The sequence below is a fragment of the Pseudoalteromonas sp. SR41-4 genome (assembly GCF_014163985.1).
GTDB classification, from domain to species: Bacteria; Pseudomonadota; Gammaproteobacteria; order Enterobacterales; family Alteromonadaceae; genus Pseudoalteromonas; species Pseudoalteromonas rhizosphaerae.
The window spans coordinates 191,648-209,426 of record NZ_JACJEI010000005.1; the positions used below are offsets into that span (position 1 = coordinate 191,648).

17 protein-coding genes are annotated in these 17,779 nt (G+C 40.9%); 6 read left to right on the forward strand and 11 right to left on the reverse strand.

The features are described 5' to 3' along the window. Window positions 1-11: 11 nt before the first annotated feature. Window positions 12-3,377: an ATP-binding protein gene (locus tag H5180_RS06115; protein WP_145239980.1), complete on the reverse strand. Its 3,366-nt coding sequence runs from the start codon at window positions 3,375-3,377 to the stop codon at window positions 12-14. A 254-nt stretch (window positions 3,378-3,631) separates the two neighbouring features. Here H5180_RS06115 and H5180_RS06120 point away from each other — a divergent pair, with 254 nt between their 5' ends. The 3 genes from H5180_RS06120 to H5180_RS06130 all read left to right on the forward strand — a co-directional run bounded on the left by H5180_RS06120 (window position 3,632) and on the right by H5180_RS06130 (window position 8,081). Further along, entirely contained in the window at window positions 3,632-5,923 is a 2,292-nt protein-coding gene (locus H5180_RS06120; RefSeq protein ID WP_182757907.1) for a penicillin acylase family protein, read from the forward strand. Window positions 5,924-6,231: 308 nt separating this feature from the next. After that, window positions 6,232-7,764, forward strand: coding sequence for a bifunctional GNAT family N-acetyltransferase/carbon-nitrogen hydrolase family protein (locus H5180_RS06125; RefSeq protein ID WP_145239976.1), 1,533 nt, complete (start codon window positions 6,232-6,234; stop codon window positions 7,762-7,764). Further along, window positions 7,764-8,081, forward strand: a complete 318-nt coding sequence (locus H5180_RS06130) for a multidrug efflux SMR transporter (protein WP_087531228.1) — start codon at window positions 7,764-7,766, stop codon at window positions 8,079-8,081. The genes H5180_RS06125 and H5180_RS06130 overlap by 1 nt, the downstream gene beginning before the upstream one ends. A 56-nt stretch (window positions 8,082-8,137) precedes the next feature. Here the strand turns inward: H5180_RS06130 and H5180_RS06135 are convergent, their stop codons facing one another. After that, a complete protein-coding gene (locus H5180_RS06135) occupies window positions 8,138-9,019 on the reverse strand; it encodes a DMT family transporter (protein WP_145239974.1) in 882 nt (293 codons plus the stop codon). Window positions 9,020-9,292: 273 nt separating this feature from the next. Between H5180_RS06135 and H5180_RS06140 the strand changes: the two genes are divergently transcribed. Beyond that, entirely contained in the window at window positions 9,293-9,676 is a 384-nt protein-coding gene (locus tag H5180_RS06140) for an MAPEG family protein (RefSeq protein ID WP_145239972.1), read from the forward strand. A gap of 235 nt (window positions 9,677-9,911) precedes the next feature. Here the strand turns inward: H5180_RS06140 and H5180_RS06145 are convergent, their stop codons facing one another. From H5180_RS06145 to H5180_RS06155, 3 genes are all read right to left on the reverse strand, one after another. Then, complete coding sequence (locus H5180_RS06145; protein ID WP_145239970.1) at window positions 9,912-11,123, reverse strand: TonB family protein; 1,212 nt, start codon at window positions 11,121-11,123, stop codon at window positions 9,912-9,914. Window positions 11,124-11,132: 9 nt separating this feature from the next. Continuing rightward, window positions 11,133-11,507, reverse strand: a complete 375-nt coding sequence (locus H5180_RS06150) for a BlaI/MecI/CopY family transcriptional regulator (protein ID WP_145239968.1) — start codon at window positions 11,505-11,507, stop codon at window positions 11,133-11,135. Window positions 11,508-11,586: 79 nt separating this feature from the next. Continuing rightward, window positions 11,587-12,279, reverse strand: a complete 693-nt coding sequence (locus H5180_RS06155) for a pseudouridine synthase (RefSeq protein ID WP_182757908.1) — start codon at window positions 12,277-12,279, stop codon at window positions 11,587-11,589. Window positions 12,280-12,364: 85 nt separating this feature from the next. Between H5180_RS06155 and H5180_RS06160 the strand changes: the two genes are divergently transcribed. Together H5180_RS06160 and H5180_RS06165 are read left to right on the forward strand one after the other, a co-directional pair. Then, a complete protein-coding gene (locus H5180_RS06160) occupies window positions 12,365-12,670 on the forward strand; it encodes a DUF6482 family protein (RefSeq protein ID WP_145239964.1) in 306 nt (101 codons plus the stop codon). A gap of 46 nt (window positions 12,671-12,716) precedes the next feature. Beyond that, window positions 12,717-13,127, forward strand: a complete 411-nt coding sequence (locus H5180_RS06165) for an N-acetyltransferase (protein ID WP_145239962.1) — start codon at window positions 12,717-12,719, stop codon at window positions 13,125-13,127. On the opposite strand, the gene H5180_RS06170 is transcribed toward H5180_RS06165, so the two are convergent. From H5180_RS06170 to dapF, 6 genes are read right to left on the reverse strand one after another with little or no spacing between them, the layout of a single operon-like run. Beyond that, a complete protein-coding gene (locus H5180_RS06170; RefSeq protein WP_145239960.1) occupies window positions 13,120-13,476 on the reverse strand; it encodes a HopJ type III effector protein in 357 nt (118 codons plus the stop codon). The genes H5180_RS06165 and H5180_RS06170 overlap by 8 nt on opposite strands. Window positions 13,477-13,484: 8 nt before the next feature. Further along, the gene (locus H5180_RS06175) at window positions 13,485-14,597 is read right to left on the reverse strand and encodes a retroviral-like aspartic protease family protein (protein ID WP_145239958.1); all 1,113 of its coding nucleotides are present in this window, start codon (window positions 14,595-14,597) and stop codon (window positions 13,485-13,487) included. A gap of 17 nt (window positions 14,598-14,614) precedes the next feature. Then, window positions 14,615-15,328: an HAD-IA family hydrolase gene (locus H5180_RS06180; RefSeq protein WP_149982187.1), complete on the reverse strand. Its 714-nt coding sequence runs from the start codon at window positions 15,326-15,328 to the stop codon at window positions 14,615-14,617. A gap of 12 nt (window positions 15,329-15,340) precedes the next feature. Next, entirely contained in the window at window positions 15,341-16,306 is a 966-nt protein-coding gene (locus H5180_RS06185; RefSeq protein WP_145239954.1) for a tyrosine recombinase XerC, read from the reverse strand. After that, window positions 16,303-16,935 (reverse strand): DUF484 family protein, encoded by a 633-nt coding sequence (locus tag H5180_RS06190; protein WP_145239952.1) that lies wholly within the window; start codon window positions 16,933-16,935, stop codon window positions 16,303-16,305. The genes H5180_RS06185 and H5180_RS06190 overlap by 4 nt, the downstream gene beginning before the upstream one ends. Beyond that, the gene (gene dapF / locus H5180_RS06195; protein WP_145239950.1) at window positions 16,932-17,762 is read right to left on the reverse strand and encodes a diaminopimelate epimerase; all 831 of its coding nucleotides are present in this window, start codon (window positions 17,760-17,762) and stop codon (window positions 16,932-16,934) included. Before dapF ends, H5180_RS06190 begins: the two co-directional genes overlap by 4 nt. Window positions 17,763-17,779 lie beyond the last annotated feature (17 nt).

Here is a 17,779-nt window from a genome sequence, read left to right on the forward strand (position 1 = left end):
AGCTTACACCTTTATTGTTTACCAAGCCATTGTTGCAGTTTCGGATTAAGCGCATCAAAATCGAGTGGTTTGGTTAGGTAATCAGTCATTCCTGCACTGAGGCATTTATCTCTATCGCCTTGCATAGCATTTGCGGTTAACGCAATAATAGTTACGTTTTTGTAGTATTCACCCGCATCCCCATTACGGATTGCCTTAGTTGCTTGGTAACCATCCATTTCTGGCATCTGGCAGTCCATTAACAATAGCTTGTATGGTTCTGTGGTTTTGTTTTTTAGTTTTTCAATAGCTTCCAGACCATTTTCAGCGATATCAAAACTTATGCCTGCTTGTTTTAGTAATGCACAGGCTACGACTTGATTTACTTTATTGTCTTCTACCAGCAGGATTTTGTCTTGATTTACAAAGTGTGTATTGTTGATTGCAATACTTGCTGGTAGTGCATTGTTATTTTGTTGTTGCTCGATAAATTTTTCATTCGCCAAAGAATCAAACAAGTCCGAAGGCGTTAGTGGTTTAAAAATCATGCAATCGGCTTCGATTGGCAAGTTTGCATGTGCTTCTTGTGAGAAACTCATTGGTGCCATAAGGATCAGTTTTACGTGATGCTTGCTTAGGTAAGTTTTCAATGTATTAATTGCAGCGGCGTCGGCTTGCTGAAAAAAGCTATAATCAAGCAGCACAGCATCAATCAATTCATCGCTAGAATTGAGATAGTAACTCAAAGCTAGGTAGTTTTTGAGGATATGCGCACGTGCCCCCCACACATTCAGTTGTTTTTGCGCAATTGAGCTATTTAACGGACAAGTATCGACAATTAAAATATGTTTGTTTGTAATTAAATGACTCGGTAAGTCTTGTTCTTTACCCAGTAGCGGCTGTACTTTAATGGAAAAAGTAAATGTACTGCCTTGGCCATAAACACTCGTGACATTGATTTCTCCATCCATCAAATTACACAGCTGCTTAACAATCGCCAGGCCCAAGCCTGTGCCGCCATATTGGCGAGTAGTTGAGGTATCGGCTTGAGTGAAAGAATCAAATAACGAAGCTTGTTTGTCGGCTTTAATACCAATACCGGTATCAATAATTGAGCAATCTAAAAAAGTCCCGTTAGTGGTGTTTTTTAAGTTTGCGCTCACGATAATTTCACCATTATGAGTAAATTTAACGGCATTACCGAGTAAATTATTAATAATTTGGCGAAGCCTATTTGGGTCACTAACAATCTTATTTACATTAATTTTAGTGGCATCTAAAATCAGTTTAGTATTATGTTGCTCTACTTTAAGGGCAAATGACTCGACCACTTCACCGAGTAATTTCGGTAAATTAAAAGCAATCTTTTCGATATTTAATTTACCAGCTTCAATTTTTGAAAAATCCAGAATATCGTTAATTATATTAAGCAGCGATTGCGCTGATGATTGTGCTAATTCAATATGATGCGCTTGCTGAGGATCTAACTTAGTCTGTTGCACAATATTAAGCATCCCGAGCACACCGTTCATCGGGGTGCGAATTTCGTGGCTCATGCTCGCTAAAAACTCACCTTTAGCGGTTACAGCTTGTTCCGCTGCTTCTTTTGCTGTGACTAATTGTTGCTCGGTTTCTATACGTTGCTCGCTAGAATATAAACTGCCAATTAAAGCGGCAACGGCAATTAAAAAGCTTTCTTCGTTACGCGACCATACCCGCGGATACTGACAATGCTCAGCACAAACAATACCAATCGCCCCGCTTCCTGTAGGGATAGATACACAAAGCATTGATTTTATGTCGAAAGGGGCTAAATAGAGCGCTGTAAGCGGGGCTGTAAATTTATTGCTCAGTGCATTTGAGGCGCGGATCACAGCTTGGTTATCAATCGCTGTAAAAAAATCATTTAACTCAGTTTGCTGCCATGCTGGTAACGCAGTGTTATTTGGGGTGTGTTTACCATGATGGGCAAATGATTGCAGTTGATCTCTTGCATCATTGAACAGCCATATACTGGCACGTTCAACATTAAATGCATCGCAAATTGATTGTGTAATAATATCTTTTGCTTGTTTTAAATTACCAGTCAACACAGCGTTATTAACGGTAAGTGAGGCGAGTACCTCATTGTGCAAAGCGGTTTTACTGCTTTCTAATTCAATGCATTTACGGACGTTTATATCTTGTAAAGAGCCAAAAATCTTAATACAGCGGCCATTACGGATTTCGGCCTCACCATGCACTAACACCCATAAAGCATTACCTTTAGAATCGATAACTTCGAGCTCAACTTCGTAACTTTCACCATATTTAATTGCTCGCTCAACGAGCTTTTTTATCGTGTCACGGCTTTCGCCTTCTTTAAAGTAAGAAAAGTTCGTTGGCCAATCAGGTTGTTCGTCTAGTGGATATTTGAAAATGTTTTTGGTCATATCTGACCAATATACTTGTTGTGTTTCAAGGTTAAATGACCAAGCGCCAATTTTTGCAAGACTACTCATTGTCAATAGCATTTTTTCATTTCTTAGCTGGCGGTTGAGCATTTTTAAGAATAATAAGAAAGCTAAAATTAATAGCCCGCAAATAGTAAATATTGCTAATCTCAGCGGCCAAATCGCAGAATTTGGAGGTGCCCAACCGACTTTAGGAGTAACAAAAATTTCCCACTCGCCACCTTGAAAGGTTAAAGTAAACGCCAGAGGGTTTCGCTCTAAAATATCCGCTTTACCGCGGAAAAACTCTCCCTTTAGACCCAAGCCATTGCGTCCTTGAATGGCAACATCATAGTCTTCTTCTAGTTCGTAGATACCCGCTCTTTTATATATTTTGTCTATGTCGAGTACCACCGAGAGCAGTCCCCAAAAATGCTTGTCAGGGGGAAGGTACACAGGGACTCGGGCAATTAATGCTTCGCCACCTTGCACTAATGTAAGTGGGCCTGCCATAACTATTTCATTGTTATCACGCGCACGAATTGCATCTGCACGTTGTGCTTTGTTATCTAAAAAGTTTAGCCCTATGGCTTTTTCATTGCCTGCCAATGGGTAAGTCATGCGGATCACCATATTAGGTGCACCACCGATATTACGTAATTCAGATGAGGTGTCGAATAATGGCGCGGCAATTTGGGCAAAACGTTGTTGATCTAAATTAGGCTCTGCAGCAACTGCAACAGCTAAACCACGCACCAATTGAATATTCGATACTAATGTTGATTCAAGTTGAGTACGGTAGCTACTCACTTCAGATAAAATTAATAGTCGATGAGATTCTTGGGCACGTTTATAACTGATCTGATCAAGCACTAAACTGATTAATAAAATAAAAACGAGCGAGCACCAAAATATCAGTTTAAATTTGTAGACTTGTTTGTGATCATCTGTTTTTAACAATGGCATTAGCGACTTGTGCTTTTAATATTTGGCTGTTCAACTATAGTCAATTTATCACGGAAATAAAAATAGTCCGATCAATTGAGCTATTTGTTTTTTATTTAAATAACCGCACGTTATGTGGGGAAAGTATTAAGAATAACTTCATATAAGCTGGTTGTTGCTACAGTGATTTATTTTATCTAAAAACGAACTAAGCGCATTATTTTTCATAAAACTATGGTTATGATAGAGCTAATTAAGAGTGAAAGGACTGGTTCATGTTTAAAATTATCAAGTGGTTGGTGTTAGCAATCGTAATTTTAGGATTGGCTGCAACAGCAGTTATTTATGGTGTACTGTCAATTAGCTTACCGGCGCTTGATGGTAATGGGCGTAGTAACCACGTCAGCCAAGCGGTAAAAATCTCCCGAGACCAACTGGGTCAAGCAGTTATTTCAGCTGAGAACCGCCTTGATGCTGCGTATGGTTTAGGTTTCGCACATGGTCAAGACCGATTTTTTCAAATGGATTTGTTGCGCCGTAATGCTGCAGGTGAATTGAGTGAACTGTTTGGTAAAGCAGCATTAGGTTTGGATAAAAAAATGCGCTTCCACCAGTTACGAAAACGCAGCGCTGCGATAGTTGAGCAATTGCCTCAAGCAGATCAAGCATTATTAACAAGTTATGCCGCTGGCGTTAACGAAGGCTTAGCACAGGTAGGTTTTAGCAGTTTTGAATATTTACTAACAGGCGCTGAGAAAAAGCCTTGGCGCAGTGAAGACAGTTTGTTAGTGATTTACAGTATGTACTTAGATTTACAAACGGCGACCTTTGAACGTGACCAAGCGTTAATTCAAATTGCCGATATTTATGGCCCAGAAATGGTCAGTTTTTTAACTCAACCCAGTCAATATCAAGCGGCTTTAGATGGCAGCACACTCGCACCTTATAATTTAACTATTCCTGAATTTCCTAAGCAAACCTTACAAGCTTTACTCAGGATTGATGCAAATCAAGAACGTGGTAGTAATAACTGGGCGGTGACTGGGCAGTTAACTACCACAGGTGCTGGGATGCTGTCGGATGATATGCACTTGTCGATGGCGGTGCCGGTTATTTGGTATCGTGCGCAACTTAACTATGCAATGTCAGGAAAAGTGAGCCAAGTGACAGGGGTTTCCTTGCCTGGCGCACCAGCAATTGTGGTGGGAACTAATAACAATATTGCGTGGGGATTTACTAATGGTTACCTCGATACTGCCGATTGGGTAGCATTAACTGATAACAGTAAAACATGGCAAGAAGTTGAGCAAATAGCACTACCCGATGGGTCAATTGAAGAATATAAGCTGACATTGAGTGAGTATGGTCCAGTGCGAGAAATAAATGGCAAGCCTTATGCGCTTAGCTGGGTTGGCCATCAACCTTATGCAGTCGATATGGATTTATTGAAATTAGAACAAGCAACAACTGTCGATGACGCGCTGCTGATTGCCAGTGAAGTGGGTATTCCAGTACAAAACTTAATGGTGGTAGATAGCCAAGGCAATGCGGGTTGGAAAAATATGGGAGCCATTCCAGGGCGTATTAAGCCCAGTGAACTAGCTGTTCAGGAAAATGACTACTCAACACTTTGGCAGCATAATGAACAGCAAAGGCCGGAAGTTAAAAATCCTGTTGATGGCCGTTTATGGACTGGGAACTCTCGCGTTGTATCGGCTTTGGATGACCAGCGTTTTGGTAATGGTGGTTATGCCTTGGGAGCACGATCGAGTCAAATTCGTGATAGATTGTATGAAAAGCAACATTTTAATGAAGCTAATTTTAACCAGTTGCAGCATGATAATCAGGCGCGCTTTTTACAACCGTGGCATAGCTTATTGCTGCAACAGCTTAATAGAAATAGTTCGGCTAATCAGCAGTACATAAAAGAGTTAGATAACTGGCAAGGTTGCGCCTGTGCAACGTCAATAGGCTACACGCTGGTTAGGCGTTATCGTGATGAAGTTATCAATAGTGTATTTACGGCTATGCAAGCAAATTTACAGGCTCAGGGCGGTTCATTAAAGTATGTTAAACGTGATTTAGAGCCGGCAATATGGCAGCTTATTGAACAGCAACCAGATAGCTGGTTAAATCCACAATTTGCTGATTGGGATGCACAATTAACTGATTCATTTAGTCAAGTTGTCAGTAATTTAAGTAAAGAGTTTGGCAGTAACTTAAAAGGTTGGCAGTGGGGGACAGTTAATGAATTGGTTATTGAGCATCCATTCGCACAGCAAATACCACAACTAAGTAAATTATTAAATATGCCGACAGCGCCAGGATTTGGCGACAGTTATATGCCAGCAGTGCAGGGGCGTAGTTTTGGTGCGTCACAGCGATTTATTGCTCAACCTGGGCATTTAGAAAACGCCATAATGGCCATTCCCGGTGGCCAGTCAGGTCATCCACTATCGCCATTTTATCGCGCAGGATTTGATGACTACGTAGCTGCAAAACCAACGCCGCTATTACCGCAAACACTAATGCATGAGATCACAATATTACCTGCAAATGAGCTTTAAATGAGTAAAGCCACCTTGTTTTGAGGTAGTGGCCGCTTGATTTCGGCCATTACTTTTACTCTTATAAAGTGCAATTAACCTAAGCTTTAGGTCGAAAACCGCTAAACCAGCGTTAATGTTAGCTGAGCAAAGAGGTGTAAAACTAAAAATTTATACCTACTTATACTTACTTCAACACTGTTGTTGGTGCTATCTTAAAAATAAACCAGCGCTAGGTATGCTGCACTAAGCAAGCGTTCAGAGCTGATCACGTATTATGCGCGTATTGAACTATCAAATTTAATGTCCTACGCCTAAAGGAGTTGTGTATGTCGGCAGAAAAAACCCATCTTGAGATTTGTAATTTAACTAAAGAGCAGTATCCACAAGTAAAAACTTTGATGGATCAGGCTTATCCAGATTTAGGTGGTGCATGGCCAAGCCATACTATATTTAGACTGATTGACCAGTTCCCTGAAGGGCAGTTGGGCATGGTGGATGATGGCGTGCTGGTAGGGATTGCGTTGAGTGTGCAAGTTGATTACACGCGCTTTTCTAATCCGCACACCTATGAAGATATTGTTGACGGCCATGACCGGGTATTTAGTGACCCCGATGGTGATGCGCTGTATGGCTTAGATGTGGTTATTTCGCCTACTCATCGTGGTATGCGTTTAGGGCGCAGGCTTTATGATGCGCGTAAAGAATTATGTCGTCAGTATAATCTGCGGGCTATTTTGGCGGGCGGACGTATTCCGCGTTATTACAATCATAGCAGTGACATGAGTCCAACAGAATATATTGCCAAAGTCGATCATAAAGAGCTGTATGATCCAATTTTAAGTTTTCAATTGTCGAATGATTTCCAGGTTAAACGCTTACTTAAAAAGTATTTACCGGAAGATCAAAATTCGGTGGGTTATGCCACGCTACTTGAGTGGAATAACATTATGTTTGAACCGACCGACACGGTACTTGAATCAACGAAGTCGATAGTGCGAGTAGGCGCAGTGCAATGGCAAATGCGCAGTGTTGAGTCGGTTGAAGAAATGCTCACGCAGGTCGAATATTTTGTAGACACAGTGTCTGATTACAAAAGTGATTTTATTCTTTTTCCGGAGTTTTTTAATGCGCCACTAATGGGGCTTACAGAGCAAAGAAATCAGACCGAGGCTATTCGTTATTTAGCCGAATACACGGAGACTTTTCGTGATGCGATGTCGCGTATGGCGATTGAGTATAATGCGAATATTATCACCGGCTCAATGCCGCTTGCTGAAGGCGATAAAATCTATAATGTCAGTTATTTATGCCATCGCAGTGGTAAAATTGACGAACAACGTAAAATTCATATCACGCCTCATGAACAAAATGACTGGGTGATTCAAGGTGGTGACAAAATTGCGGTATTTGATACTGATGCTGGACGCGTGGGTATTCAAATTTGTTACGATGTTGAATTTCCTGAATTGTCACGTATTTTAGCAAAACAAGGTCTCGATATTCTGTTTGTGCCATTTTGGACCGACACCAAAAATAGTTATTTACGAGTACGCCACTGCGCGCAGGCGCGGGCCATTGAAAACGAATGCTACGTGGTTATTGCCGGATCGGTAGGTAACTTACCAGAAGTTGAAAGTCTTGATGTGCAGTATTCACAATCAGCGGTATTAACACCGTCTGATTTTTCGTTCCCTCATGATGCTACGCTTAATGAAGCAACCCCCAATACTGAAATGCTGTTATTTAGTGATTTAGATATGGATAAATTAAAAGTTCTGCACAGTGAAGGCACGGTGCGTAACTTAAAAGATCGTCGTGAAGATCTGTACGATGTAATATTGAAAAAGAGAGAAAATTAATGGCGTGGATTTATTTAATTATTGCAGGCTTGCTGGAAATTGGCTGGCCTGTAGGATTAAAAATGTCGCAAGAGGGTGAAAATCGCTGGTTAGGTATTGGCATTGCAGTGGCGTTTATGGTCGCCAGTGGTTTTATGTTATGGCTGGCACAGCGTGATATTTCGATGGGGACTTCCTACGCTGTGTGGACAGGTATTGGCGCGGCAGGAACATTTTTAGTAGGGATACTATTTTATAATGATGCAGCAACATTCGGCCGTATTGCCGGTGTATTAATGATTATTAGCGGCGTTATCACATTGAAAATCAGCCATTAATTCAGTGAATTAAAAAATCGAAAGGCGGCCACGTTGCAGTGAGCCGCCTTTGTTGTTTATATCGAAGGTAACATGACTAATACTGCGGCTATAGCAATTAACACCAGCCCTGCGGTATCTTGACGTTTTAAAGGCTGCTTGAGCCATAAAACTGAGATCAAGATTGTAAAAAATACTTCTACTTGCCCTAAGGTTTTGACATAGGCAACATGCTGTAAACTCATCGCACTAAACCAACCAATCGAGCCTATGCAGCTAAAAAAACTCACCGCACTGGTGGTTTTTTTATGGTTCCACATAGCGCGAAATGTTGAGCGTTCCCTTACTGTAATATAACCACATAGCATGATAGTTTGCAGGCTGATAATAAGCAGTAAAACCCATGCTGCGGAATAAGGAAACGACAGACCTGAGTTTAGGCTTGCTTCGCGTATCCATGATGAGGAAAGTGCAAATGCTGTCCCACAGGCCAAGCCTAGTAAGGCTGTTTTTAAGCTAAAGTGCTTAATGTTAGCAATTCCACTTAATAGTAATACTGCAATTGAGCCAATAAACACGCCAAGCCAGCCTAATAAAGATAGCGTCGCGCCAAAAAATAATACTCCTAGTATAGCCGCAACGAGAGCTTCACTTTTTGCAAGACCAGCACCAACAGCAAAGTTATTCATTTTAAATAACGTCACCATTAATCCTGTTGCAATAATTTGCACTATGCTCGCGCCGACAATGTAGCTAATAAAAGCTAGGTTGAAGGTGGGCAAGGGAGCATCTTGATAGAGATATAATGAAATGAGGTATGCCAAAGCAAGTGGGCTTGCAAGTATAAAGCGCGCTAAGGTGACGCCTGCAACACTCACATGCGCACTTAGTTTACTTTGTAAAGCGTTGCGCCACGACTGCATAAAAGCGGCTAAAATAGTTAAAAAGATCCAAGTCATAATGAAAAAACAGCAATTCACAGAGGCGGATAAGTTACCAGTGCCAGGGCTCTAAAGCGAACTAAGATTCCATAAAATGAAAATATCTTTGCTGCGACAATATGCCACAGCTGCAAATCCAACTTTTTGGGCTATAGTTATCGCGATGTTATTGTTAGTCGCAATGCCTTGTATTTATTTCATATAAGTCATTGCGGCTTTTTTATTACTCAAGTCAATTACGCGATCAGTTTAGCTGTGCTAAGTTAATGAAAACTATGATTAGGAGTAACGATGACGATATTACTTATTTGCGCACTACTTGCTGTACTGATGCCTTACTTTGCCAAGGCCCCCGTGGCATTTGCAATGAACAAGCTCGATGGCTACGATAATAAGCAGCCAAGAGAGCAACAGTCTAAGCTCACCGGATTTGGCGCAAGGGCGCTGGCGGCACATCAAAATTGTTTTGAATCATTGGCCGTGTTTGCTGTAGCGTTAGCCACCGTGCTGGGCACCAATAATGTTCACCAAGTTACTGAGCTATTAGCCATTACTCATATTATTGCCCGCGTTCTATATTGTGCTTTTTACTATCTAAATTTAGACGTACTGCGTTCTTTATCATGGCTGGTTGGTTTAGCTGCTGCAGTCGCTATGATTGTTGTGTGCTTGTAATACCAATCGTGTTAAGTTACTGACCATTTATAGCGACAGATAAATACAGTGATAACAAGGCGTAAATTTTGACATGTAGTTGTTCTACTTGAAAAAATTATAACGCAGTTAGCGCTTTATTTAGCTCGCTAGAATGGTTAAATATTTAAGTCGATTGGTATAAGCTTTGTTTTTTAAAACGCTAAAGCAAGCGGCTTCAATAAGGCGCTTGCTTTAGGGTCTTGGTTGTTAAAATTTACTTAGCCGCAACAGTCACCTTTTCAATCAGTTCTTCTGATTTGTAATTACTGTCAATTGCAAAGTCTAACTGTACCAATACATCTTTAAAGCCTGAATTTGAAGGCTTATATTGCCATTGCATTAGCGCTTTTTTTGCCTCTTTATCGAATACTCTTTCAGGTTTGGCATTCACAACCGACACATTTTGTGTCTTTCCGGCTGGGCTAATATCGTATTTTAATACTACTGAACCGCTTATACCTTGTTCAGCTGCCTGTATCGGGTAAAGAGGCTCAATACGCATGATGGGTGAAATAGCTTGCACCTTACTTATTGCTTCTGGTTGTTTTGCGATAGCAAAGCTGCTGATCATACCCGCTGCAAAAATAAGTAAAGCGCCTTTGGCAATCATTGAGCTATTGCCGGTGTGTTTGATTTGATTGAGTCGTTGTAACATCGTGTTTTTATCTCCATAGTGTGAGTAAGCTATTAACCCTGCACGGCTATTTGCTGCACAGTTGATCAGAGCTTTACTGTATAAAATGCGTTGTTGAGTAGTTTTATTGGTCAGTACTTTTTCGTCGCACGACAGCTCTTGCAAGCGTCTAAAGTTCATGTAGCCAAGCCAAGCCAGTGGATTAAACCAAATCAGCAATGTGGCCATTAATGCCAGCGCATTAAATAAATTATCGGCGCGTTTTATATGTACTTTTTCATGTTCAATGATCAGCGTTAACGCATTGCTATCAATGTGTTGTGTATAGGCGGTTGGTAGGACTAGCTGATTACTGAATAGCCCTATAACCATTGGTGTACTAACGGCGCTACTTTGTAATAGTTGCATGTCGGGATGTGCGTCAATCAGCACTTTATCATCAAGATTGGTTAATCGTAATTGGTTGATAAACCGCAGGTGTACCACGATGGCAGTTAACGCCAGTATGCTAAATATAGCGCTATAAACTAGTACCCAACTAATACTAATCGTTGTTGAAAAACCTTGCTTGGGGCTGATCAGCATAGTGCTAATGACGTTGTTTGGCAGCGGCTTAAAATGCTCTGGCATATTTGCTAGCAGTAATGTGATTGGTAACATTAGCCATAACTTATAGACAAAGTTAGCATTGAGCCATTTTAGTGAATAGCGTTCTAAAACCAGCAAACTGAGTATCAGTAAGCTGATTAATAGTTGCTGCTCAAGAAGCCAGTTAAAGGTGTTTTCTAACATATTAAACCCTTACTTTTGCTGTTTTTCCCAGTCATCAATCACCTTTTTAAGTTCGTTGATGTCTTGTTGAGAAAGTTGCTCAGATTTAGCAAAACCGCTGACTAACGGCGCGATACGGCCACTAAAAAAACGCTCAATAAAATTTTGACTTTCTTTTAGCGTGTATTCAGCGCGTTCCATGCAAGGAGTGTAAATATACTGGCGGCCATCTTTTTCAAAGCTGAGTGCGCCTTTTTTTACTAACCGACCGAGTAAGGTTTTAATGGTTTTTTCGTGCCATTGTTTATCATCGCTTAAACGCTCGATAATTTGGCTTGCTGTAGCAGGGTAGTTCAGCCAAAGTGCATCGAGCACTTCAAATTCTGCTTTTGATAATTCAATCATATATATTGCCTACAGGTGTAATCTTTAACTTAAGATTACACCTGTAATCAAACTTTGCAACTATTTTATATAAAAATAATTAGTTTTTTAAAATGTCAGATTTATTTATTTTACGATAGGTATTTTCTGGCAGGCTTAGGGTGGCCAAATTAAGCTCGGCAATTTGTTCTCGGTAAAGATCAATCACTTTATAGCCACAGTAATGGGCCATTTTTCGGATTTGGCGATTCAGCCCTTGCTTTAAAATAATACTAAATTGGCAGTCGGCTACTTTCTCCACGGTGCATGGCAGTGTGATATGTTTATCAACAGGCACACCATTTGCCATTTTTTGGCTAAAGCCATCATTAAGCGGTTTATCAACAGTGACTAAATAACGTTTTGGCTGGTGGAAGTCAGGATGGATCAGCTGATTACAAAATTCACCATCATTAGTCAGTATTAACAGACCACGAGAATCTTTATCTAGCCTGCCAATGGGGTATACGCGGGTGTTTGTTGGTAGATGGTGAATTAAGCTGCTAGGGTCATGTTGATTGAGTTTACAATCAATTCCTACCGGTTTGTGATAGGCATAATAAACGCGCGTTGCTTTACCTTGTACGCGCGTGTTATTGACGCGTATATCGTCGTTATCATCAACGTGATCAATATGATTGGCTGGGCGGTTATTTACGCTCACCACACCTTCATCAATCAGCCGCGAGGCTTGTTTACGAGAACAAACGCCAGCATGGGCAAGGTATTTAGCTAGACGAGTTTTCTCGCTCATAAATTAAGTCGCTTCGGTTTAAATTGATCAAAGTATATCAAAGCAACGTACAGATAACTTAATCCACTGTAAAAAGGGTTTCACCATGGCGATAAAATTATCAGAACTTAAAAACCATCAGCCTTTGCAAAAAGTTATTGTTCACTCATTGGAAATGGCTTTATACCAAGTGTCGGTGATGATCAACAATGTTGAGTATTATGTAACGGATGAGCAGGGGGAGTTTATTCGTGGCTTAAGCCCATTGCATATTCAAAAACGACTCGACCACCTTAGTTATGCGCAAATGGTATTGCGTCATACCAGCGCATACGATGAAATGTGTGGCCAGAGTGAAAAAGTGGGCAGTAATATGCTTGAGGTGCCTTACGGTAAAAATCATTTATATTAACTTGTTAGTCATTTAAACTGACCTTTTAACTTGGTAAAAAGCGACCATGTATCAGTTTGAAAATGATGATTCACAGGTATTAGAACAGTTATTGCGTGAGCAAATAGTTGCTTATAATCAAGCTCACTTTGATGCACAAAGACTGCCATTGGGGTGTAAATTTGTTGATGAAAATCAGCAAGTGGTGGCGGCTGTAGCTGCTCAATTATTTGGTAACTGGTTACAAATAAATTGGCTTTGGTGTGATGAAAAAGCACGCGGTCAAGGCCTAGCTAGTAAGTTACTTAGCGCGATCGAATTAAAGGGTAAGCAGTTAGGTGCGCTGCAAGTTCAGCTTGATACTTTAGATTTTCAAGCTAAACCATTTTATGAACATCGTGGTTATGAAGTTAAATATCAACTCGATAATTATCCTCGCTCTGGCACCCGCTACTTTATGGAAAAATCACTTAGTTAGCTGTTAATGGTTCGCCATCAAAAGTAATGCCCAAGAAGGGGGTTACTTCTGGTGCTAACATAAATGTGCGAATGTTCATGTGATCGTGCTCATTAGGATTGCCAAGTACATCATCACGATAAAACGCGCCAAAGCAATCTAGAGTATTTTGTTTACTTAGTTGGTTTAGTTTAGCAAAAGCAAAAATTTTACATGAGCCATTATTTTCACCAACGGCACTTTTTAAGCCGTGGTTATTGAATGCGCAGGCTGTAAAAGTATAGTTTGCTTCAATCACTGCCATCGTATCGGCAAATGCAATGGTGTGTGGCTCATTAGCCAGACGGCTTAAAAAATCGTTGAGTGTCATAGTCATCCTTATTTAGCTAACTCTAGCTGATTAGTTTGTTGATTAATATTAAATTTAAACAACTGTAAAAAATTCATGCCGAGTAATCCATACCCACTATGGTTATCAATTACTAACACTTCAAAGTTTTCAATATATTGCTGGCCAATTAAAATTGAATCAAGTTGGTAACGTTTTGCGATTACTTGGCCGTTGGCGGTATTGATGCTTAAGCTATCAATATAGTCGGGTATTGGCCGTAATGCTTGAAATACGTTATTTGGTAATACGGTAAAGCTTGCCCCGGTATCTATCATTAGTTGGGTGTTGAGCGCATCGTTGATTTGCATATCTAATAAATAGTGTGCGCCGTATGGACGTAATGGCACCAGATCAATACCGCTTTGCGCTTGTGCTATGCGTGTTTGTAATTCAGCAACTTTCGCTTGTAATGGATGCTCCAAAGGAAAGCGATCTAATGTTGCTTGCGCGCTTAGCAGGTCACCGAGATGGTAATACGCATTAGCTAGTGCGAATAAGTAATTAGGATTTTCGTTATCATAATCAAGCCACACTAAGGTTTGATTAATGGTTTTTTGCCACGCGTGCTGCTCTGTAAGCGTTTTTATTTGTGCCATGGTCAATTGTATTAAACGCATATTAATGGCTGCTTGCTGGCTTTCATTGGCAAGTGATTGCAATGATAATAACGCAACAATAGCTTGGTGTAGCTGCTGGTTTTTCACTAAACGTTCGGCATCAAGCTGTAACATATTTATATCGTATGGATAGCTATTTAAAAATAATTGCAAAAAAGTCTCAGCAACTGTGAGCTCATTATTTTTTAACCAGTTATCGAGTTTATCTAACCATAAAAAGTAAAGTTGTTCAGCTTGTAATGGCTGGCTTGTAGTTAATGCTTGGTAGCTGGCTAAGGCAGCCGTAAACTGTCGCTGATTAAATTGCTGTAGAGCTTGCTGATAGAGTGATTGCTGATTGTTTTCAACGATAACTGATGGCGACAATTTAACGGCTGCTTGTGGGGCTGTTGCTTGCTGTTGTGGCCACAATAAATAGCCATTAAGTGCCACTGATAGCAGTAGCAGCAGCGTGATAAATTTAGTAACAGCAGTCCCTTTCATTGCTCGCTCCTAGAATATTATGGCTGGCTTAAAAAGTGTTTAAGCGCTTGAATATCAGTTATTTCAATATCGGCTAAGCCTTTGTAGGCATATTTAGCTGGTTGGTCATTTAACCAAAGTGACTGACAACCCGCATTATGCGCACCTTGTACATCGGTGTCTAAACTATCACCAATGTGCAAAATGTGCTGGGTTGGGACGCCAAGCGCGGCGGCGGCCTGTTCAAACATCGTGGTATGAGGTTTAGCTTTACCGTGAATACCTGCTTGTAAAACCAGTTCAAATACACCATTTAAGTTAAAACGTTCAATTTCTACATTACCATTGGTAATAGCAATTAAGCGATAGCGTTTACTCAGTTGTGAAAGTAAATCGAGCACTTTATCATCCACTACAATTTGGCTGCGGGCATCAGCAAATGCTTGATAAGCATTATTAGCATGGTGTTCGAGCTCTGCGTTTTGATAACCGAGCTTTGCCAGTGCTGTACGCAGAGTGCTTTTGCGCCACTGCGTAACATTGTCGACTAACTCGGGGTTATCAAGTAGCGCCTGCTCACGGCACTGTTGCCAATAGTCTTTACCTTGTGCTTGCCAGTTTGGCAATGCATTTAGATAATTTATCTGTGCTTGTACGGCTGCTGTAATTATCGGATGGTTATTGTATAAGGTGTCGTCTAAGTCAAAACTCAATACGGTAAAAGGTGAAATGGCACGATTAAAGCGGATCATATAAGCTCCTTGCTAGTCGGTATTTGAACGTTTTTTAGCGCGAGGGTGCGTGTTGTCATACACTTTAGCTAAATGCTGAAAATCTAAATGGGTATACACTTGGGTGGCCGATAAACTGCTGTGACCCAATAACTCTTGTACTGCTCGCAAGTCACCCGATGATTCTAAAATATGTGATGCAAATGAATGGCGTAATTTATGTGGGTGTACTTGGCTGCTAATACCTTGTTTTATTCCCCACTCTTGCATGCGAAGTCGAACGTGACGTGCTGAAATACGGCACTTTTTGCTACTGACAAATACTGCAATTTCTTCTGGATGAGCAAATTGAGGGCGTAGTTTAAGCCATTTATTTAATGATTCTAGCGCTTTGCCTCCCACTGGTAACAGGCGTTCTTTGTTGCCCTTACCGCGGACTAATATTTCCCCCGCACTGCGATTTATATCTTGTATATTGGCACCAACTAACTCACTAATTCGTAAGCCAGACGAATACATCAGCTCCATCATCGCCTGATCGCGAACTGCAAGAGGATCATCATCGTGAATATCAAGTAACCGTGCCATTTGGTCTACATCAAGGTTTTTAGGCAGGGGTTTGGCAAACTTGGGGCCTTTGATTGCTTCTGCCGGATTATGATAATGGTTTTGTTGACTGTTATCTTTGGTCTTTAAAAACTTATACAAACTGCGAATGCAGCTGAGCTTTAAACTAATCGTACGGCCACTTAGTTGCTTGCTTCTAAGCTGCATGCTGTAACGGCGTATATGCTCACCCTGTACGCTTGACCAATCATTACACAGTTTGCTGAAATACAATGCAGCGAAGTTAAGTTGGCTGGTGTACTGGCTGATAGTGTGTGGTGAGTATTGTCTTTCGAAGCGCAGATAATCACTAAATAATAGGATTGGCGTGCGCCACTTATCGCTTAGTTTGTCACATAATTGATCAACATTTGGCGGCTGCTGCTCGCTCATGCCTGCTCTAGTTCCAATTCCAACAGTCTAAGTTGCAGTGAGCGAACAAACTCAAGTACAAATAAACTATCTTTTGCCGGTTCGAAGTGGTTTGCATCATCACTGCCAAAGGCCAAAATAGCGATAGGGTGCTGACTGTTACCAATTAAATAGAGCGCAGTTGATTGTGTAGCAGGGCTGAACAGTAAATCTCGCTCTTGCTGATTTACGCGACCCAGATAAACGCCATTATGCTCTAAGCGGTGTTCAATTAGTTGCGCAAACTTTTTATCATACTTAAGCAAGTGGCATTCATTAATCGCCGGATTAGTACAAATAATATTGCGTAAGTTTATTGCTAAAGTTTTAAAGTCGTAGTTAGTCCAAAGCTGGCGATGACACTCGCTGAACAAGCCATAAATTAGCTCATTTTCTTTTGCGTGCTTAATTAAGCTGTCAATTTTGCTTTTCAACATGGTGTTGTGTTCACGCAATTGACGCTGTTGAATGTGCACTAATGAGGTTGCGCCTTGCGCTTGCTGCAGCTCAAGTTGGGCTAATAGTGCTGGATTTTGAGCTAAAAACAGTGGGTTTTGTTGTAAAAACTCACTCACTTGCTCACTAGTTACTTTGTCGTTTGAGTTACTCATAAAGCGACCTGCCCATCAAATACATGCTCTGCAGGGCCGGTCATTCGCACTGGATGGCCTTCACCTTGCCAGCGAATTTGCAAACTACCGCCCGGTAAATCGACCTGTACTGTAGTGGATAATTTACTTTGAATTTGGCCAATTACCATTGCTGCACATGCGCCTGTACCGCAGGCGAGCGTTTCGTTAACGCCACGTTCCCAAACTCGCAATTTAATATGCTCAGAATTAATCACTTGCATAAAGCCCACGTTAACGCGCTGTGGAAAACGTTCATGATTTTCAAGTAGCGGGCCTAAAGTGCTGACGTCAGCTGTCTCTATATCATCAACTTCAAGTACACAATGTGGGTTACCCATTGATACTGCACCACTAAATACGGTGTGTTCTTCTGCTCGAATAATATAAGTCAGTTCACGCTTAGTCGCTTTGAGTGGAATTTTGCTCGGTTCGAAATTAGGGTGACCCATGTTGACGGTGACTTGGCCATCTTTTTCGATGTATAAGGTTAAATTACCTGATTTGGTAGATACGGTGACTTTATGTTTATTTGTAAGGCCTTTCATCCGTACAAAACGGGCAAAACACCGAGCACCATTGCCGCATTGTTCTACTTCGTTACCGTCAGCATTAAAAATACGATAATGGAAATCAAGATCGGGAGAATAAGGCGCTTCAACCATTAATAGTTGGTCAAAGCCGATGCCGAAATGGCGATCTGCCAGTTTTTTTATTTGGTCTCGTGACAAGAAAACGTTTTGTGTAATGTTATCAATTACAACAAAATCGTTGCCTAGGCCGTGCATTTTGGAAAAATTAACTAACATAGCGCTCTAATTCGGGT